The sequence below is a fragment of the Streptomyces sp. NPDC046335 genome (genome assembly GCF_055587985.1).
Genome location: NZ_JBVJFF010000012.1, coordinates 131,931 through 151,514 on the forward strand (window position 1 = coordinate 131,931; position 19,584 = coordinate 151,514).

11 protein-coding genes are annotated in these 19,584 nt (G+C 72.3%); 1 reads left to right on the forward strand and 10 read right to left on the reverse strand.

What is annotated here, in order from left to right; translation table 11 throughout:
* Positions 1–52: 52 nt before the first annotated feature.
* Both ACZ6JY_RS28680 and ACZ6JY_RS28685 read right to left on the reverse strand, forming a co-directional pair.
* Complete coding sequence (locus ACZ6JY_RS28680; RefSeq protein WP_469200355.1) at positions 53–871, reverse strand: hypothetical protein; 819 nt, start codon at positions 869–871, stop codon at positions 53–55.
* 193 nt (positions 872–1,064) lie between these two features.
* A complete protein-coding gene (locus ACZ6JY_RS28685) occupies positions 1,065–1,439 on the reverse strand; it encodes a hypothetical protein (protein WP_469200357.1) in 375 nt (124 codons plus the stop codon).
* Between the two features lie 323 nt (positions 1,440–1,762).
* Between ACZ6JY_RS28685 and ACZ6JY_RS28690 the strand changes: the two genes are divergently transcribed.
* Positions 1,763–2,800, forward strand: coding sequence for an LAETG motif-containing sortase-dependent surface protein (locus ACZ6JY_RS28690; protein ID WP_469200359.1), 1,038 nt, complete (start codon positions 1,763–1,765; stop codon positions 2,798–2,800).
* 98 nt (positions 2,801–2,898) lie between these two features.
* Here ACZ6JY_RS28690 and ACZ6JY_RS28695 read toward each other — a convergent pair whose 3' ends face one another.
* From ACZ6JY_RS28695 to ACZ6JY_RS28730, 8 genes are all read right to left on the reverse strand, one after another.
* The gene (locus tag ACZ6JY_RS28695; protein WP_469200361.1) at positions 2,899–4,728 is read right to left on the reverse strand and encodes a GMC oxidoreductase; all 1,830 of its coding nucleotides are present in this window, start codon (positions 4,726–4,728) and stop codon (positions 2,899–2,901) included.
* 42 nt (positions 4,729–4,770) lie between these two features.
* Positions 4,771–6,387, reverse strand: a complete 1,617-nt coding sequence (locus ACZ6JY_RS28700) for a succinic semialdehyde dehydrogenase (protein ID WP_469200363.1) — start codon at positions 6,385–6,387, stop codon at positions 4,771–4,773.
* A 172-nt stretch (positions 6,388–6,559) separates the two neighbouring features.
* The gene (locus tag ACZ6JY_RS28705) at positions 6,560–8,254 is read right to left on the reverse strand and encodes a serine/threonine-protein kinase (RefSeq protein ID WP_469200365.1); all 1,695 of its coding nucleotides are present in this window, start codon (positions 8,252–8,254) and stop codon (positions 6,560–6,562) included.
* Between the two features lie 152 nt (positions 8,255–8,406).
* Positions 8,407–10,011, reverse strand: a complete 1,605-nt coding sequence (locus tag ACZ6JY_RS28710) for a protein kinase domain-containing protein (protein ID WP_469200815.1) — start codon at positions 10,009–10,011, stop codon at positions 8,407–8,409.
* 189 nt (positions 10,012–10,200) lie between these two features.
* Complete coding sequence (locus ACZ6JY_RS28715; RefSeq protein ID WP_469200368.1) at positions 10,201–11,961, reverse strand: serine/threonine-protein kinase; 1,761 nt, start codon at positions 11,959–11,961, stop codon at positions 10,201–10,203.
* Between the two features lie 87 nt (positions 11,962–12,048).
* The gene (locus tag ACZ6JY_RS28720; RefSeq protein ID WP_469200817.1) at positions 12,049–15,105 is read right to left on the reverse strand and encodes a protein kinase; all 3,057 of its coding nucleotides are present in this window, start codon (positions 15,103–15,105) and stop codon (positions 12,049–12,051) included.
* 211 nt (positions 15,106–15,316) lie between these two features.
* Positions 15,317–17,227 (reverse strand): serine/threonine-protein kinase, encoded by a 1,911-nt coding sequence (locus ACZ6JY_RS28725; protein WP_469200370.1) that lies wholly within the window; start codon positions 17,225–17,227, stop codon positions 15,317–15,319.
* A gap of 456 nt (positions 17,228–17,683) precedes the next feature.
* On the reverse strand, positions 17,684–19,393 hold the full coding sequence (locus ACZ6JY_RS28730; protein WP_469200372.1) for a glycerol-3-phosphate dehydrogenase/oxidase: 1,710 nt from the start codon (positions 19,391–19,393) through the stop codon (positions 17,684–17,686).
* Positions 19,394–19,584 lie beyond the last annotated feature (191 nt).

The following is a 19,584-nucleotide window of genomic DNA, read 5'->3' on the forward strand; positions in this document are numbered from 1 at the left end:
CGATCAGAAACCGTCGAAAAGGTTGTACTACACCTATGTGAGTTAGGACTTGTCAGGCCTTGGCCAGTTGGGCGTCGACGATCGCGGGCGCCACCTTCGGGTTCTCGTCGGCGGTGGGTGTGCCGGCGCCTTCCATGCCGTCCCGTTCGGCCTGCCGGTCGTCCTGGACGCCCTGGGGGTCGTAGAGGTTCGACGCCGCGAAGGTCATGACCGTGCCTCCGCGGCGTACGACCGTGACGGTCTCCCGGGTCACGAACTCGCCCACGCGGTGCGCGTACGCGTACGAGACCGCCGCGTCGCCCTTGTCCGGCGCGGGCAGCGGGTGCACGCCGAAGTAGCGGTGGCCACCGACGCGGAAGGTCGCACACTGCTTCGCCTTCGTCGCCTCGCGCAGGTCCGCCATGACGCGCTCGGCATCGGCTGCCGCGTAGGCGGAGAGCCGGACGTCGGTCGTGGTGTGGACCTTGTCGTCCGCGCTGGTCACCACCCTGTCGACCTGGGCCTTCGGCTTCTGCGGGGCGGGGGTGAGCGGGGCGCACTTCGCGGGGGACGCCTGCGAATCGGGGGCGGCGGTCGGCTTCGCGGCACCGCCGGAAGCCTTCGGCTTCTCGACCTCGTACCCCTTGATGTCGCCCGCCGCGAGAGCCGCCCTCTCCAGCCGTGCGCCGGGCCCCTTCGAGGGAGCCGCGCTCGCGGTCGGCCTGCCGCCACCACGACCGCCATCACCGCCGTCCCGGCCGCCGTCGCCTCCACCGTTGCTGCCGCCCCCGCCGCCCCCGCCGCAGGCGGCGGTCGATCCGAGAGCGGCGACGACCGAGACGGCCACCACGGCACGCGACACAACCAACTTCACGGACTTCACGGACTTCACCGACTTCTCCCCCGGCATCATGCGCCTCACGAACTCACGTAGGCCTGATGCGCAGCACCCGCTGGTTACCCGCTGGTACCCGCACCACTCCTACGACGGAGGAAGATCACCATCGGTTCCATCGGTCCCCTCGGATCCACCGGTTCCACCGGTTCCACCCGGCCCGCAGGCCCGTACGCCGTGCGCCCCGCCGCTACCAGCCCCAGATCCAGAACCGCAGCGGGCTGAGCAGCACGATCGCCAGGGCCATGCCGCCGAAGACTATGACCACGCTCCACACCTGGCGGCTGCGCCGCGAGCGCTCGGAGCGGCCTCCCCGGGATGGGCCCGTGGGCGCCGCGCGCCATTCGTCGGGGCGCCAGCGCGTGGGCTCGGCGTCCCGCTTCGCGCGCCGGCGGCGGAACCGCCCGGCCCGCGCGGCCTCCTGCCGGGCCGCCTCCTCGTCGAGCCGCCGGAGCCTTTCGGCCACCATGCGGGCGCGCGCGGACGGCTCCTTCGGCGCCGACGAGCGGATGTCACGCTCGCTGTCCTTCTCGAACCTCTCCCACACCTCGTCGGGTATGGCCACGCCGTCCCCTCCCCTTCTCCCCTTGGCCCCTACGACCCCTGAGGCCCCGGAGGTCCCTGAGACCCCCTGAGACCCTCGGTCATCCCCATCACCCCTCAGGGCGGTGGCAGTTCTACGGCACCCCTTCGCGGCCGCACAAGCAATGTGAGCCATGCCACATAAGGATTCTGTGAATTCCGGGACAACCATTCACAGCCATCGCAGGTCATGCATGCAGTAACTACGGCCACACCCGCGTCCACACCGCGGAGGCCTCCACCTCCGTGCTGCCGCCCAGGCAGTGCGCCGGACTTCCTGAGGTCTTCATGAAGCTTCGCCGTGCCATGGCAGCAGCAGCGGCCACGGCTGCTCTGGCCCCGATCGCGCTCCTCTCGGCCCCGGCCGCGTTCGCGACCGGGGACACCACCACGCAGGCGCCGTCCACGGCCGCCGAGAAGCCTGGCCCGACCCAGTCCACGACGGAGGCCCCGACCAAGACGCCCACGGGGACGCCGGACGCCTCCCAGTCCACGACCGAGGCCCCGCCCAAGACGGACGAGCCGACCCAGACGCCCACCAAGACGGGCGGGCCGACCAAGACGGGCGAGCCGACCACCGAGCCCACCGCCACCGATGAGCCCACCGACGAGCCCACCGAGGAGCCCACCGAGGAGCCGGTGGACTGCCCCGTCGACGACGACGGCGTGGACGCGGGCTCGGACCTCCAGATCAAGCTGACGGGTCTGCCGGGCAAGATCGTCGCGGGCAGCGGCTGGCACGCGTTCAAGCTGACCGCCGCCAACCCGACGAACAAGACGCTCGGCGAGGTGAACTGGATCGCCGCCGTGGACAAGTTCTCGGACAGCGACTCCGAGAAGGACTGGCTGAGCACCTACGCCGACCTCCAGTACTGGGACCCGGAGACCGATGCCTGGACGTCGATCGACGGTGACCTGAACGGCGGCCTCGCCTTCGGTGTCACCCCCGAGCTCGGCCCCAAGGACAAGGTCACGGTCAAGCTGCGCCTCAACGTCAGCGCCAAGGCCCCGACCGGTGAGGGCTACGCGATCGGCCTCGGCGGCTACGTCGACAGCGAGGCGAACTGCGTGCACAACTCGTTCGCGTACTACCCGCTGACGATCCTCAAGCCCGGCACCCCCAACGAGAACCCGGGCAAGCCCACCCCGAAGCCCGACGTCAAGCCGTCGGACGTGAAGGTGCCCCAGGGCGGCGCCAAGGAGCTCCCCGTGACCGGCAGCCTCGCCGAGACCGGCTCCAGCTCGATGCTGCCGACCATCGGTCTCGTCGGCGGCGCCGCCGTCGCCGTCGGTGCGGGCGCGATGTTCGTCGTCCGTCGCCGCAAGGCCGACACCGCCGCGTAACAGCGGCCCACGATCACGCGGAAGGACCTGCGCTCGGAGGGGGGCGCAGGTCCTTACGTGTGTCCGCGCGGCCCACGCGTTCCGTGGAAACCTGGCGGCTACTTCTTGGGCGGCACCGTCGGCATCCCCAGGAACGGCAGCTTCAGCGCGCCGAAGGCGTCCGCGGGGACGGCCGGGGTCTTCGGTTCGACCGCGGCGAGGCGCGCGTACCGCCGGCCCTGCGCGGGTCGCGGGTCCTCGGCGCCCTTGTTGGGCCAGAAGGACATGGCGCGCTCGGCCTGCGCGGTGATCGTCAGGGACGGGTTCACGCCGAGGTTCGCGGAGACCGCCGCCCCGTCGACCACCGAGATGCCTGGGTGGCCGTAGAGCCGGTGGTAGGGGTCGATGACGCCGGTGTCCGGCGAGTCGCCGATGGGGCAGCCGCCGAGGAAGTGGGCGGTCAGCGGGGTGCCCATGAGCTCCCCGATGTTCGATCCGGGAAAGCCGTTGATCTCCTCGGAGAGGATGGTGGCCGCGCGCGTGGCCTCGGGGATCTGGTCGGGGTTGGGCGCGCCGTGGCCCTGCCGCGCGGTCAGCAGGCCCTTGCCGAGGCCCTTCTCCTTGCGGTACGTGGTCAGGGAGTTGTCGAGCGACTGCATGACCAGGCCGATGATGGTCCGCTCCGACCACCGCCGGTTGGAGAGCGAGCGCATCATCAGCCACGGGTGCCGGGCCACGTTGCCGAACCACCCGGCGACCCGCGCCTTGCCGCCCTTGAGGCTGTACGGGACCTGGAGCACGGTCAGGCTGCCCATCGCGTTGGACTTCTTGCCGTAGCGGACGGGCTCGATGTGCGTGGTGGCGTTCGGGTGGATCGACGAGGTGATCGCCACGCCCTTGGTGAAGTCGGCCCTGGGCGCGCCGTGCCGCTTGCGGTAGCGGCGGTCGGTGGTCTGGGCGCCCACCAGGGCCTCGGAGTTGGTGCGGGTCAGCGTGCCAAGCCGCGGCGAGAGGCGGGGCAGCAGGCCGGTGTCCTTCATGCGGTGGAGCAGCGTCTGGGTGCCGTACGTACCGGCGGCGACGACGACCTCGCGGGCCGTGAACGTACGGCCCCTGCCCTTGCGCTTGTCATTCGTGGGCAGCGTCGACACCGCGTACCCGCCCCGCGAGTCCTCGGTGACGGCGACGACCGACGTCATCGGGTGGATCACCGCGCCGGCCTTCTCCGCGAGGTAGAGGTAGTTCTCGTTGAGCGTGTTCTTCGCGCCGTGCCGGCAGCCGGTCATGCACTCGCCGCACTCGTTGCAGGCCTTGCGGGCGGGGCCCGCGCCGCCGAAGTAGGGGTCGGGGACCTCCGCGCCCGGCCGCGCGGTGGAGGTGCCGTCCCCGTCCTCGCCGTCGCCGAAGAACACCCCCACGGGCGCCATGTGGAAGCTGTCGCCGACGCCCATCTCCTCGGCCGTGGCCTTGAGATGGACGTCCGAGGGCGTCGTCGTCGGGTTGATGCGCACCCCGAGCATGCGCTTGGCCTGCTCGTAGTACGGGCCGAGCTCGGCCTGCCAGTCCGTGATGTCCTTCCACTGCGGATCATTGAAGAACGCGGCGGGCGGTACGTAGAGGGTGTTGGCGTAGTTCAGGGAGCCGCCGCCGACGCCCGCTCCGGCGAGGACCATGACGTTGCCGAGCAGGTGGATGCGCTGGATGCCGAAAAGGCCGAGGGCCGGGGCCCAGAGGTAGTTCTTGAGGTCCCAGGAGTTCTTGGGCAGGGACTCGCGGGTGAAGCGGCGGCCCGCTTCGAGGACGCCGACGCGGTAGCCCTTCTCCGTCAGGCGCAGCGCGGACACGGCACCACCGAAGCCGCTGCCCACGACGATGACGTCATAGTCATAGCCGTCGTCGTACGAAGCGTCGTCGGCCGCCCGGTTCGGGACAGAGCTCTCCTGTGACATTGACTCTCCTCGTTGAGAACTGACGAAGACGTCAGGCTTCGGCTAGCGCAGCCGCAGGGCCTTCATGACCTTCAGGCTGGTGCTCATGAACGCCGCGTACTTCTCGTCGTCCATGCCGAAGGAGGGCGCGAGCGGCATCAGCCGCTGATGGGCGACAGTCTGTGCCTCGGTGAACTTGAGGATGCCCTCGGAGCCGTGCCTGCGGCCGAGGCCCGAGTCCTTCATCCCGCCCATCGGGGACTGCACGCTGCCGTAGGCGGGGCCGTAGCCCTCGTTGACGTTGACCGTGCCGGTGCGCAGGCGGGCGGCGAGCTTGCGGCCCCGGCTGCCGTCCTTCGTCCACACCGAGGAGTTGAGCCCGTACGGCGTGGCGTTGGCGAGCTCGACCGCTTCGTTCTCGTCCGTGAAGCGGTAGACGGAGACGACCGGGCCGAACGTCTCCTCGCCGCAGACCGCCATCGGCGCCTCGACGCCGTCCAGGATGGTCGGCTCGTAGAAGTAGGGGCCGATGTCGGGGCGCGCGACGCCGCCCGCGACGAGCGTGGCCCCCTTCGCGACGGCCTCCTCGACGTGCCGGGTGACGGTCTCCAGCTGCCGCTCGCCGACGAGCGAGCCCATGTCGGCGCCGTACGAGAGGGACGTGCCGAGCCGCATCGCCTTCGTGCGCTCCGCGAAGCGCGCCACGAACCGGTCGGCGACGGACTCGTGGACGTAGAGCCGCTCGATGGAGATGCAGAGCTGGCCCGCGGAGGAGAAGCAGGCGCGCACCGCGCCGGCCGCGGCCTTGTCCACGTCGGCGTCGTCGAGGACCAGCATGGCGTTCTTGCCGCCGAGCTCCAGCGATACGCCGACCAGGCGGGCGGCGGCGCCCTGCGCGACCTCGCGGCCCGTGCGCGTGGAGCCGGTGAACGAGACGTAGTCGGCGTGCCTGACGACCTCGGGGCCGATGACCGGACCCTCGCCGAGCACGACCTGGAAGGCCTCGGCCGGCAGGCCCGCCTCGATGATCAGGTCACGGGCCCACAGGGCGGTGAGGCAGGTCTCCGTGTCGGGCTTCATCACGAGCGCGTTGCCCGCGACGAGGGCGGGGAGCGCGTCGCCTATGGAGAGTTCGAGCGGGTAGTTCCACGGGGCGATCTGGCCGACCACGCCGCGCGGCTGGCGGTTCTCGGTGACCTTGGTCAGGACCGGGACGACGCCGGTGTGCCGCTTGGGGTTCAGGTACGAGGGGGCCTTGCGGCCGTAGTGCCGGGCGGCGACCGCGACGGCCTGGATCTCCTCGTGGGCGTGCAGACGGGCCTTGCCGGTCTCCAGCTGGATCAGGTCGAGCACCTCGGCCTGGCGCTGGAGCACCAGGTCGTGGAAGCGGAGCAGGACGGCGGCGCGCTGCCTGACCGGGGTCCGCGCCCAGGCGATCTGGGCGGTGCGGGCCCGCTGGAACGCGGTGGCGACGTCGTCGGGGGTGGACTCGGGCAGGTCGGCCAGCTTCTCGCCGGTGAGCGGCGTGTGGTTGGCCGTACGTCCCGAGCCGATGACGTCACGCGTGAGCTGGGCGATCAGCTCGGGCGTGACCACGTCGGCGGCGGTGCGCGCACCGTCAGGAGCCGGGGCGGTCGGGTTCGTACCGAGGGGCGCTGCGGTGGCCTGCGAGTCCGTCATGCTCGTGAGAGTAGGCCCCCATGAGCCTTTTGGGTACCCATCGGTAACGGGCTTCACGGGTCACTCACACGACGCCAGTGATTGCTGGCGACAAAGCCGCTGATCAGGCCGTTACCACCTCGCGGAGGCGACCGCCGCGACCTGCCACGGCCCCTGCGACCGCCACGACCGCTCAGAGCTTGTCGAGCTCCAGATCGGCGATTGCCGTCTCCGCGACCTCACGGCCGCGCGCGGTGAAGTCGCCCTTGCCCGGGTAGCCGATCATCAGCTTGTACATGTCGCCGGACTTCGTCTTGTAGTACAGGACCCGCAGCTCGCGCGCACGCGGGTTCTGGGTGTCGGTGGTGGAGTAGACGACCGTGTTCTCCGCGGCCTTGCGGCCCTGGTACGTGGTCTCCTTGCCGTCGCTCCTGGGCGCGGGGGCGGTGGCCATGCTGAGGTCGTAGCTGCCGGACTGCTTGAAGACGGCGTTGTCGTCCCACATCTCGGCGTTGGCGGTCTCGGCGATGTCGCCGCCGGTGTCCTCGGTCTTCTTCGCCAGGGAGAGGCTGACCCAGACGCTGCCGCTCGGGTCGGTGTACTGGACCCAGTGGTCCTTCGGCTCCTTGTTGTCGTCCTCGGTCTTCTTGTAGCCCTCCGGCACGGCGACGGTCGCCGCAAGCTCCTTCGACTCGTGCCGCTCCCAGCCCTCCGCGTCCGAGCCGCCGAAGGGGTTCAGCGCCACGAGCACGCCGGCCGCCACGGCCGCGACGACCACACCGGCGGCGACGGCCAGCGCCTTGCGGCTCAGGAAGATCCCCTTGCCGCGCTCCTGGTCGGCGCCGCCCATGACCGTGACGTGCTGTGTCGGCGGCTGCTGCGGCGGCTTGACCGCCTCCTCAAGGAGCGCGCGGACCTGCGCGGCGTTCGGCCGCTGGACGGGGTCCTTGGCCAGCAGGCGGTTGATCGCCTCGGCGAGCGGGCCCGACGCGGACGCGGACGCGGCGGGCGTCGCGTTCAGGACGGACTGGAGCGTCGCGGGGGTGTTGTTGCGGCGGAAGGGCGACACGCCCTCCGTCGCCGCGTACAGGACGACGCCGAGCGACCAGAGGTCGGACGCCGGCCCCGGGCGCTGGCCGAGCACCCGCTCCGGGGCGATGAACTCGGGCGAGCCGACGAAGCCGCCGGTGTCCGTCAGGTTGGTCTCGCCCTCGATCTGGGCGATGCCGAAGTCGGTGAGGACGACGCGGTCGTGGTTGCCGAGCATCACGTTGTCCGGCTTCACGTCGCGGTGCAGGATGCCCGCCTGATGGGCGGCGTCCAGGGCGTTCAGGACGTCCAGGCCGACGCGCGCGGCCTCGCGGGCGCCCAGCGTGCCCTCCTGGAGCGCGGCGCCGAGCGAGCGGCCGTGCACCAGCTCCATGACGATCCAGGGCCGGCCGTCCTCGACCGCGACGTCATGGACGTTGACCACGGCCGGGTGGTCCAGGCGGGCCGCGGCGCGCGCCTCGCGGCGCATCCGCTCGAACGCGTTGGCGCGCTCGCGCTCGGGCAGGTGGTCGGGGAGCCGCGGCTCCTTCACCGCGACCTCGCGGTCGACCGTCTCGTCCTTGGCGCGCCACACCGTGCCCATGCCGCCGTGCCCGAGCTTGGCGAGGAGCCGGTAGCGGCCCGCGATCAGCCGCCCGGCGCCGGGGTCGGCCGCGGCCTGCTGCTCCGGCACCACCTGGGTGGGCTGGGGCTCGTGGGGTTGCGGCTGTGGCTGTGCGTACGGGTTGCCGGGGTGTGCGCCGCCGCTCTGCCCGGGCACGCCGGGCTGTCGCGGCGGCTGGAGGCCGAAGGTCGTGGGGTCGTACGGGCCGTGCGCGGATCCCCCGTCATTACTCATGCACACATCACTACCGTGTGCGACACCCCGGTTTCCAGCCAAGCCGGACACTTGTGACCTGGGTGATGCACGGACGGGCGGCGACAAGGGCTGCCCACGCCCAAAGAGGACGTACCGCGAGCCACCGGCTCCCGCGAAGGACGTGCCGCGGGCTACCGTCGTACGAACGTGTCGACAGCCGTGTCGAAGTATTTCCGCACCTGCTCCGACTCCTCCGCGGGCCCCGAGACCCACACGTCGTACATCCTGCCGCCCTCCCGCCAGCACAGGTCGTACGTCTGCCGCTCGCCGCCCGCCTTGCCGGGGTCGTCCCAGATGAACTCCCAGAGCGCCGCGGGGCGGCCGTTGCGGGTGGTCTCGGTGACCTCTCCGTTGCGGTAGCCGGGGTTGGTGCGCGGCCCCTCCTCGTCGGCGCGGCGCTGTGCCGCGAGCGGACCGCCCGGCTCCGGATCGGCCTCCTTGATGCCGACGCGGTAGGTGCCGCTCGGCGAGGCGTAGAAGATCCGGACCCCGTCGCTCTGGCGCACGAAGCCGCGGGGCACCGCGATCGTGAAACCCGCGGGGTCCTTGACCAGGCGGTAGCCGTCGGGCGCCTGCGGGGTGGAGGGGCCGGGCGAAGGCGTCTCCTTGGTGACGGTGACCGTGGGGCTCGGGCTCGCGGTGCCGGTGGTGGGCGAGGGCGACGCCGTGCTGGCCGGTTTGCCGTCGTCACCGTCCCTGCCGAGCAGCAGGGCGGTGGCCGAGACCGCGCCGCCGGTCACGGCAGCCACCACCGCCGCCGTGATCAGCACCGCCCGTCTCTGGCGCCCGCGAGGCCCCAGGGTACGGCCGCGCCCCGGCAGCAGGACGCGGCGCGCATCCGCCAGGCGGCCACGTCCGGCGCCTTTGCGGCCCGCTCCCCGCCCGCCGTCCGGCAGCGCGGACATGCGCCCCGTGTCGACGTACTCCTGGAGCAGCCGCTCCGCCCCCGCCGCGTCCAGGCGCCGCCTCGGGTCCCGCTCCAGGAGGCCGGTGACGACCGGGAGGAGCGGTGCCGCGCGCTCCGGCGGCCGGATGTCCTCGTATATGACGGCGTGCAGGACACCGCCGATCGAGTCCCTGCGGAAGGGCGACTCGCCCGCGAGCGCGGTGACGAGCAGCGCGCCGAGCGACCAGAGGTCGGAGGCGGGCCCGGTCCGCTCCCCCGCGATGCGCTCGGGCGCGGTGTACTCCGGCGAGCCCACGAACGACCCCACTTCCGTGAGCGTCGTCGCCCCGCTGACCTGTGCGATCCCGAAGTCGGTGAGCACGACGCGGCCGCCTGCCCGCTCCACGAGGACGTTGGCGGGCTTCAGGTCGCGGTGCAGGATGCCCGCCTCGTGGGCGGTGCTCAGGGCGCCGAGCAGGTCGATGCCCATGCGGGCGACGGCCTGCGCGTCGAGCGGCCCGGTCCGGCCGATCTGCCGGGCCAGCGATCCGCCCTCGATCAACTCCATGACGATGTAGGGCTGTTCGCCGTGCTCGACGACGTCGTGGACGACGACGATGTGCGGGTGCCGCAACTGGGCGACCGCGCGGGCCTCCCGCAGGGTGCGCTCACGCTGCTGCGCGGCCTCGGTGTCCGAGAGCGTCTCGTCCCTGTCCAGCTCCTTGACGGCGACCTGACGGCCGAGCAGCAGGTCCGTGGCGCGCCACACCGTGCCCATGCCGCCCCGGCCGAGCCGCGCGTCCAGACGGTACCGTCCCGCGATCACGCGGGCGTTGCCGTCGCCCCCCATGGAGTCGGCGCCCTCGCCGCCGGCTCTGCCCGCGCCGGCGCCGGCCGCGCCGGCGTGGTCTCCCAGGCTCCCCATGCGGCCATCATGCCCCACACGTGTACGAACGAAATGGGTCTCGCCGCCGGGCGGCTGGTTCCGGCCGCAGCCACCGTCCGCCCCTCTGGTACACCGGGGCACTCGGGGCCCGGGTCAGCCCTCCCGCCAGCCCCGGAGCATCGAGTCGAACTGCTGCCGGGTCTTGTCCCAGCCCTTGGCGGGGGCCGAGAGGTAGATGACGTACTCGACGCCGTCACGGCTCACATACGTCTGCGAGATGGCCCGCCGGGGCCCCGCGGTCGTGTCGTTCGCCCCCGCCGTCCAGCTGAAGTCCCAGAGCGCGCCCCGCTGGTCGCGGAACATGTTGGAGTCCAGGTGCAGCCGCCGGTAGTCCGTGAGCTTCCGCAGGCCCTTCTCCAGGCTCAGCTGATGCGCGTACGGGGACTCGAACTGCGGGTTCTTGTCGACACCGATCCGCAGGAAGCGCCGTCCGTCGTCCGGCGTGTAGTCCACCTGGGAACCGTTCACCTGGCGCTGCCACCCCTTGGGCAGCATGAGGCTGAAGCCGTCGGGGTCGTGCACGCGCACCCAGTCGGCGGGTATGCCGCTCATGGGCTCCCCCGCGTCCTCGCCCGCGCTCTGCGACTGACCCCCTTCACCCCCCGTGAACTCCAGGAAGCCGAAGACTCCTGCGCCGCCGAGCAGGGCGGCCGCGACCACGAGGGCCGCCACGGCGAACCCGCGGCGGCGCGGCTTGGCCGAAGCCGCCGCGAGGCTCTGGCCGCGGGTGTCGTGAACGTCATGGCCTCCGTGGGCGCCCTGGACCGCCGTGGCGGCCCCTGTGCGGTGCGGGGCCATCGAGCCGTACGGGGGCGTCGACCCGTGCGGGGCCACCGAGCCGAACGGGGTGGTCTGGCCGTACGAGGTGGCCGGATGCCGACCGCCGGTGTGCGCCTGCGTCGGCACGTACGCCTGCGCCGAATTCGGCCGCCGTCCCTCCGCCGCCTCGGCCAGCATCGACTCGGCCTCCTCGGCGGTCGGCCTGGCCGCCGGGTCCTTGCGCAGGAGCGCCTCGATGATCGGGGCCAGGACACCCGCGTGCTCGGACGGCGGCGGCTCCTCGGTGACCACGGCCTGCATGGTGCCGAGCGGCGACGTGCGCCGGAACGGCGACGTCCCCTCGACCGCCGTGTACAGCGTGGCCCCGAGCGCCCACAGGTCGGACGCGGGCCCCGGGTTGGCGCCGCTCACCCGCTCGGGCGCCAGGTAGTCGACCGAACCCACGACCTCGCCGGTGCGGGTGATCGTCGAGTCGCCCTCGATCGCGGCGATGCCGAAGTCGGTGAGCAGTATCCGGCGGTCATCGGCGAGCAGTACGTTGCCGGGCTTGACGTCGCGGTGCAGCACCCCGGCGGCGTGCGCGGCCCGCAGCGCCTTCAGCGTCCACAGGCCGATACGGGCGGCCTCGACCGGTTCGACGCGGCCCTGGTCCTTGACGGCGTCCGCCAGCGAACAGCCCTCGACCAGCTCCATGACGATCCACGGCCGGTCGTCGTACTGGATGACGTCGTGGACGGTGACGACGGCCGGATGGTTGATCCGGGCGGCGGCCCGCGCCTCCGTCTGGGTGCGCTGGAAAAGGACCGCGCGGTCGGCCTCCTGCACGAACTGCGCGGCCGTCAGTTCCTTGACGGCGACGGTCCGGTGCAGCACCTCGTCCTGCGCGCGCCACACCCGTCCCATGCCACCGCGGCCGATGGACTCACCGAGTCGGTAGCGGCCCGCGAGGAGCAGGCCCTGGCTCTGATTCACGTTCCCCCGCAATGGTCTTGACAGGCCCAGGTTAAGGAGCGGGCCGCGCGCAGGGAACCGCAGGGGGGTTACGTAGACCTCAATGTGACGCTTGCCGGTCATGTCCGGGCGGGGTTGGACGGGTTCGTAGGGCCTGCCACGGCGGGCTTCGACGGGCCCGTCCGGGCTGCTGCGGTGGCGTTCTGAGGGTCAGTCGGAGACCTGGTAGGTGGCCGAGGCCTGCTCGTAGAGCCGCGTCACCTCGTCCCGCTCGGCCTCCGGCCCCCGCACCTGCACCACGTGGTACTTGCCGTCGACGACCATCGCGAGATTGCGTACGTAGATCTCGCGTCCCGCGTCGTCCTGCCACGTGAACTGGCCCTCGGCCATGGCCCGGCCGCCGACGTCTATGCGCCGCATGCCGCTGGAGGTGGCCCAGGAGGAGTCGCGGAACGGCTGAAGTTCCCGCTCGTGCTCGCGCTGGTACTTCATGGGGTCGCGGCCGTAGCCGTCGGTCGTGTCGCGTCCCGGCACCACGAGGAGTTCGAAGTCGGCGTGGGTGTAACGGATCTGGCCCCGGCCGTTCTTTGCCTGCCGGTCCCAGCCGCTCGCGACGGCCACGCGGAACCCTTCGGTGTCCTTGCGGAGTGTGAACCCCTGCGGCAGCTCGGGCCCGGTGGTCTGCGGCTTCTGCGACCCGGAATTCCTGCCGGACGCGTCTTCGTCCCGGCCCTTGCCCTTGTCCCCGCCCTTGCCCTTCTCGGGCTTCTCCTCGTGGCTGGGGTCCGGGCTCGGCGGGGCCGCCGAACTGGCCTCGCCCGCGGAGCCGACCCGGTCGCCCGAGCCTCCCTCGTCGTTCTCGGGCATGAACAGCATGGCGTACGCGATCGCCGCGACCAGGCCGATCAGGATGGCGAGCAGCAGCAGCCGCCCCAGCGAACGCGGGCGCGACGGGCCGCGCTCCCGTGACGGGGCGGCTTCACGCGCGGGCGGGGCCTCGTGGGGGTGCGGGGCCTCGCGCAGCTTCCGCGGCTCGCGCGGCGGCTTGGGCGCCCGCACGGCCTTGCCCCGGCCGCGCTTGTGCCGCCCGTGCCCGCCGGTGGTGGCGGGTGCGGACGCGCGGCGCTTGCGCACGACCTCGCCACGGCGGCGTACGACGGGCAGCCGTCCGGCGTCGTACGGCGGCACTGGCACGACGTGCGCCCCGGCCTCCGGCTCGGGCGCGGACCGCACCAGTGAGCGGAGCCAGCCGCTGACCTCCTCGAAGTCGAGGCGTTCCGTGGGGTCCTGACGCAGCAGTGACTCCACCACGGGCCGCAGCGGCCCGCACTCCTCGGCGAATGCGGGCGGCTCGGCGCACACCATCTGCACCAGTTCGGCGGTGCTGTCCTCGGGGTAGGGCGCGTGTCCCTGCACGGCCCGGAAGAGGAGGGCGCCCAGGGCCCACAGGTCGGTGGCCGGTCCGATCGGCGCGGCGAGCTGCCAGTTCTCGTGCACGGGGCCCGCCTGCTCGGGCGCCCACCGCTCGGTGACGGCCCCGACGACAACCATGCGCGCATGCCGCGCCCGCTCGGCGTCCAAAGCGCTACCTGGCCCACGCCGCGCCTCGCCACCGTCTCCCCACGCACCGGAGTCACCGGCGGGGGCGGGGTGGGGCTCGCGGGACGGGGGCGTGTGTGGGCTGCCGCCCTCGCGCGGGGGGTTCTGGCTCTCGCGTCCGCTGTGCGTGGCGAACGGACTGCTGCCCTCGCGGACGTTCCCCGGGGCGTAGGGGGCGCCGGCCTCGGCGCGGCTACGGTCGCCGTGCGGTGTGAAGGGGCTACCGGTTCCGTGGGGGACACGGGCATCACGATCGCTGCGCGGGGCATACGGGTCGCCGCCCTCGCGGGGGCTACGGACCCCGTGACCGCCCTGCGGCGCGAACGGCCTGCGGGCCTCGCCGGGGTCGCGGGGCCCGGAACCGCTCTGCGGCGCGAACGGCCTGCGGGCCTCGCCGGAGCTTCGGGGGGCGTACGGGTCGTCGGCCTCGCGCAGGCCACGGCCGTCGCTGCCGCCAGGGCTACCGGCCCCGCCGAGCTCGGAACCGCTGCGCGTGGCGTACGGGTCGTTCTCGCGAGGGCCTCGCGGGGCGGGTGGTCCCTCCGGCTCGCGGCCGGTCGGCGGGGCGCTGCCGCGGGGCACCGCGCCGTGCCAGGGCTTCGTCTCGGCCACTCCGTACGGGTCCGTGATGCGTCCGGGCGGCCCGGGGTCCGTGTCGTGGCCCGCGGGGTCGGCCGACCGGCCCTGCCCGGCCTCGCCGACGCCACTCCGCGGCTGCGGCACCCCGGCTCCGCCGGTCTCCTCCTCGCCGACGCGCGCCGCGGCCCGCGTGCCCGCCCGGTACGCCGCGATGGCCGCCCCCGCACGGGCGGTCCGCGCCTCGCCCCACGCCGCCCCAGCGGTGTCCACCGCCTCGGCGGCCCGCCGCACCGCGACCTCCGTGGTCTCCGTGGTCTTCGCGAATCCCGCCTCCGGGGCCGGCTCCAGCGCCTCTTCCCCCGACTCGTACCCGGCGGCACCGTCCGCACCAGGCTCGAAGGCCCCTTCGTACGCCGACACGTTCCCGATCGAGCCCGCGGAACCGGCCGCCTCCCCGGCCTCCACCGGCCGCGGGTCATACCCGCACAGGGCTTCCTCGGCCGCCCCGGCCGCCAGGCCCGTCAGCATCACGCGGCCGTCGTCGCAGATCAGCACCGTACGGGTGGTGATGTTCCGATGCACCCAGCCATGCGCGTGCAGCACGCGCAGCGCCGCGAGGACGTCCGCGGCGACCTCGGCCGCCCGGTACGGGCTCAGGGGCCGGTCCGCGAGGAGCGCAGCCAGCGGCCTCGCCGCCACCAGTTCGCTCACTATCCACAGCGACCCGGCCTCGGCGAACACGTCGAAGACCTGGTCGAGCCGCGGATGATCGGGTATCTGCGCGGCCGTCTGCGCCGCCTCCATGGCGCGCCGCACCGCGGGATCCGTGGGCCTGCGCGTCGTCCGCGCCGAGGCCCGCCGCATGCCGCCACCGGCTCCCGCTCCGGCCCGTGGCGCGAAGCCCTCGGGCAGATCGTCCTCGTCGAGGACCTCCGCCTCGACGACCTCGGGCAACGGAACCTGCCTGACCAGCACTTCCTGCCCGCTGTACGTGTCGAAGGCACGCGACTCGGCCAGTTCGTACTCATCCGTGGGCGGTAACGGCAGGCGGTAGCGGTCGGCGAGCACCCGACCCGCGTAGTCCTCCACGATGCCTTCCCCGTCCGCCCGGTGGTCAATTCCGTTCGTCTTACGGCTCATTGCGGCTGCGCAGGGTCCGCAAGCACTCACGATACGTGCCCTACCCGCACCGCAATGAGGGGATACGAGATCTCGGCGCCCAAATCTCAGGCCCAAGCTTGCGGCCCGTCCGGGTCCGGGACCTACGGCCGGTCCGGCCCAGGAGCCCCCCGGGCCCGGCTCAGGACTTCGGCTGGAATGTCCGCGTAAAGGTCTTCCACGCGGAACGCCGCTGCTCGCTGCCCCAGTCGTCGGCCTTGGCCGTGTACATCATTCCGTAGCCCAGACCGCCGTTGACGACGAAGCCGCGGTCCACCGACCGGTACTTCGTCCCGCCGTCCACATAGGTGAACTCCCAGTCAGCGGTGTTCCAGCCGCGGAAGTCCACCTTCTCGATGCGGATCCGGTGATACTGCGACCGGACCATGTAGTTCTCCTGGTTCTTCCAGTCGCTCACCGGGTTGTCCTTGGGCGTGGTCGTCCACCCGATGAGCAGCTTCTGCCCGTCGGGACCGCCGAACCGGGCGCCCGCGCGGCCCGTGGACTGGAACTTCCACCCCTTCGGCAGCCCGATCTTGAAGCCCTGCTCGTGCTTGTACGTCGACTCCGCGCCGTCAGCGGGCTTCTTGTCGTCGTCCTTGCCCGGGTCGTGCCCCTGGCCCTCGTCGTCCTTGCCCTCGCCGTCCTTGCCCTGGTCCTCGTTCTTGTCCTCGCCCTGGGCCTGGTCCTTGCCGTCGCCCGAACCAGTGGCCTTGTCCGAGTCCTTCTCGTCCTTGCTCTTGTCGTCCCCGGCGCCGGCCCCGCTGGACGCGGCCTTGTCGCTGCCCTTGTTGTCGTTGCCGGAGCCGCTGTCATCTCCGCCGGAGAGCGCGAAGGCGAGGACCGTGCCGAGCACCGCGAGCACGGCCACCACGGTCACTATCACCAGCGTCCGCCGCGGCACCACATCGGTGAGCGACGCCTTGGGCGGCACCCTCGGCGACGCCCCGGGCCGCGGCGGAGGGGTTGCGACCCCGGCCGCACTCCTGGCACCCGTACCGACCGCACCATGGCCGGTCCCGCTGCCGGACTTGCCGGCCGCACCGGCGGCAGCAGCGGCGGCAGCGGCGCCCGCCTTCTTGGCGGACTTCGTCTGACCGCCCTGCTTCGACGGCTTGGTCAGCTTGGCGGGCCTCTTGGGGACCGGCGGCAGCGGCACCGCCTTCGTGGCCTCGACCGGCTCCGGCGCCGCTTTCAGCTCCGGCGCGTGGATGACGTCCCGCAGAAGCGCACGCGCCCCCGCGTCGTCGAGCCGCTGCCCGGGGTCCTTGACGAGGAGGCCGTAGATGACCTTCTCCAAGGGCCCGGCGTTCGTGGGCTGTTCCACGTCCTCGGTCATCACCGCGGTGAGGGTCGCGATGGCGGAACCCTTGTCGTAGGGCGGCACGCCCTCCACCGCCGCGTACAGCAGGCCGCCCAGTGACCAGAGGTCGGCCGCCGGGCCCGGCTTGTGACCGCGGGCGCGCTCGGGCGAGATGTACGAGGGCGCGCCGACGAGCATGCCCGTGGACGTGATCGACGGGTCGCCCTCGACCTGCGCGATGCCGAAGTCCGTGAGGACCACCCGGCCGTCCTCGGCGATCAGCACGTTCGACGGCTTCACGTCGCGGTGCAGGATGCCCTCGCGGTGCGCGGAGCGCAGCACGTCGAGCACGGCGAGGCCGACCTCGGCCGCCCGCCTCGGCGTGAGCACTCCGTCCTCGCGGATGACCTCGGCGAGGGACTTGCCCTCCACCAGCTCCATCACGATCCACGGCCGGTCGTCCTCGTCGACGACGTCGTAGACCGTCACGGCGCTGGTGTTGCGGATCCGCGCGATCGCCTTCGCCTCACGCAACGTACGCGTGATGAGCCGCCGCTTCTCCTCCTCGTCGATGCTTGAGGGGAACCGCAGTTCCTTCACCGCGACCGTACGGCCCAGCGTCTCGTCCTTGGCGCGCCACACCGTGCCCATGCCGCCGCGGCCGAGCACCTCTCCCAGCCGGTACCGGCCGGCGAGGAGACGTTCGCTCTTGTCCCGACGGGCCTCACCCGTCTGCTCCGCGTCCGACATGCGTCCCCTCTGCTGCTACCGCTGCTACCCGCGCAACCCGCCCTGACAGAGCCTTCATTGTCCCTTACTCGGGGACCGCCCGGCGCCCAGGGTCCACCGTCCCCCGTGAGGGACCGTGCTCGGGGCGGGACCGTCGCGCCAACAGCGGGCTCCTGGCGGCCGATCCTCCTTGCGGCGGGCCCGATCGGCCTGCCCACCGGCCACCCAAAACCCGCGGCGCCGGCCACGGAGGCCACTCTTCCGCCGCTCATCGGCCGAGGCAAGGCCCAGGCGGCGGCCCTGTGCCCAACAGCCCTCGGAGCAAGCCCGGTAGACCCTTGCGACCGAGGCCGCCACGCCCGAAGCCGCGGCCTCCACGGTCGCTCGCGGCAGCCGACGCCTCGTCATATACCAGGCTCAACAGGCTCAACACGGACAAGCGGACCCACCTCGGTCGAGCCGGCCGCGGCAGCCGAGTCAGCCGAGCGGCACGATGTCCGGCGCCCCCAGCCTCGCCGCGTCCGCCGTCAGGTCGTCGGGCTGGCGCTGCGACTCCCGCTCGGCCTCCACCCGCTTCTCGTAGTGCTGGACCTCCCGCTCGATCTGGTCCTTGTCCCAGCCGAGGACGGGCGCCATCAGCTCGGCGCACTCCCGGGCGCTGCGCGTGCCCCGGTCGAACGTCTCGATGGAGATGCGTGTCCGGCGTGTCAGCACGTCGTCCAGGTGCCGGGCGCCCTCGTGCGAGGCGGCATAGACCACCTCGGCCCGCAGATAGTCGTCCGCCGCCTGGAGCGGCGCGCCCAGGGCCGGGTCCGCGGTGACCAGTTCGAGCACTTCCTCGGCCAGCGCGCCGTACCGGTTCAACAGGTGTTCCACGCGCACCACATGAAGGCCCGTCCGGGCGGCGATCCTCGCCCGTGCGTTCCACAGCGCCCGGTACCCCTCGGCGCCCACGAGGGGGATGTCCTCCGTGACGCAGTCGGCGACGCGCTGGTCGAGGCCGTGCACGGCCTCGTCGACGGCGTCCTTGGCCATCACGCGGTACGTCGTGTACTTGCCGCCGGCGATGACCACCAGGCCGGGCGCGGGGTGGGCGACCGTGTGCTCCCTGGAGAGCTTGCTCGTGGCGTCCGACTCCCCGGCGAGCAGGGGCCTGAGTCCTGCGTACACCCCCTGGACGTCGTCGCGGGAGAGCGGCCTCGCGAGCACCGAGTTCACGTGCTCCAGGAGATAGTCGATGTCGGCGCTGGAGGCGGCCGGGTGCGCCTTGTCGAGGTCCCAGTCGGTGTCGGTCGTGCCCACGATCCAGTGCCGGCCCCACGGGATGACGAAGAGGACGCTCTTCTCGGTCCGCAGGATCAGACCCGTCGTGGAGTTGATCCGGTCCTTCGGTACGACCAGATGGATGCCCTTGGACGCCCTGACGTGGAACTGGCCACGCTCGCCGACCATCGCCTGGGTGTCGTCCGTCCACACGCCGGTGGCGTTCACCACCTGCTTGGCGCGGACCTCGTACTCCCCGCCGCCTTCGACGTCCTGGACCCGGGCGCCGACCACGCGCTCGCCCTCGCGCAGGAAGCCGGTGACCTTGGCGCGGTTGGCGACCTTCGCGCCATACGCCGCCGCGGTGCGCACCAGGGTGGCCACATAGCGGGCGTCGTCCATCTGCGCGTCGTAGTACTGCATCGCGCCGACCAGGGCGTCCTTCTTCAGGCACGGGGCCACGCGCAGGGCGTGGCGCCGCGTCAGGTGGCGGTGCACGGGCAGGCCGCGGCCGTGTCCGCGTGACATCGACATGGCGTCGTAGAGCGCGACGCCCGATCCGGCGTACAACCGCTCCCAGCCCTTGTGCTGCAAGGGGTAGAGGAACGGAACGGGCTTCACCAGATGCGGGGCGAGCCGCTCCAGGAGCAGCCCGCGCTCCTTCAGCGCCTCGCGCACCAGCGCGAAGTCGAGCATCTCCAGATAGCGCAGCCCCCCGTGGATCAGCTTGCTCGATCTGCTGGATGTGCCCGAGGCCCAGTCCCTGGACTCGACCAATCCGGTGGACAGGCCCCGGGTCACGGCGTCCAGCGCCGTACCGGCACCGACCACGCCTGCGCCTACTACCAGGATGTCCAGCTCCCGGTCGGCCATCCCCGCCAGTGACTCGGCACGCTCCGCCGGCCCCAGTGTCGCTGTCCTCACCGCTGCCTCCCGCATGGATCGGGTGTGGTCGGACTCACATCATGCCCAGATTTCCGTCGCGCCCGCTGATCTCGCACGCAGCCTGTGGACAACACTCCGGAGTCCGGCACGGCGCAATACCGCAAAACGGTCATATTTACTCCTAGTCTGACATTGCACTCGCCCCTCTTGTCCACAGGGCTTGCGCGCTC

Excerpts from the sequence above, each read along its gene's own strand:
- ACZ6JY_RS28690 (WP_469200359.1), top strand. The coding sequence starts at position 1,763 with ATGGCAGCAGCAGCGGCCACGGCTGCTCTGGCCCCGATCGCGCTCCTC.
- ACZ6JY_RS28695 (WP_469200361.1), bottom strand. The coding sequence starts at position 4,728 with ATGTCACAGGAGAGCTCTGTCCCGAACCGGGCGGCCGACGACGCTTCG.
- ACZ6JY_RS28700 (WP_469200363.1), bottom strand. The coding sequence starts at position 6,387 with ATGACGGACTCGCAGGCCACCGCAGCGCCCCTCGGTACGAACCCGACC.
- ACZ6JY_RS28705 (WP_469200365.1), bottom strand. The coding sequence starts at position 8,254 with ATGAGTAATGACGGGGGATCCGCGCACGGCCCGTACGACCCCACGACC.
- ACZ6JY_RS28710 (WP_469200815.1), bottom strand. The coding sequence starts at position 10,011 with ATGGGGGGCGACGGCAACGCCCGCGTGATCGCGGGACGGTACCGTCTG.
- ACZ6JY_RS28715 (WP_469200368.1), bottom strand. The coding sequence starts at position 11,961 with ATGACCGGCAAGCGTCACATTGAGGTCTACGTAACCCCCCTGCGGTTC.
- ACZ6JY_RS28725 (WP_469200370.1), bottom strand. The coding sequence starts at position 17,227 with ATGTCGGACGCGGAGCAGACGGGTGAGGCCCGTCGGGACAAGAGCGAA.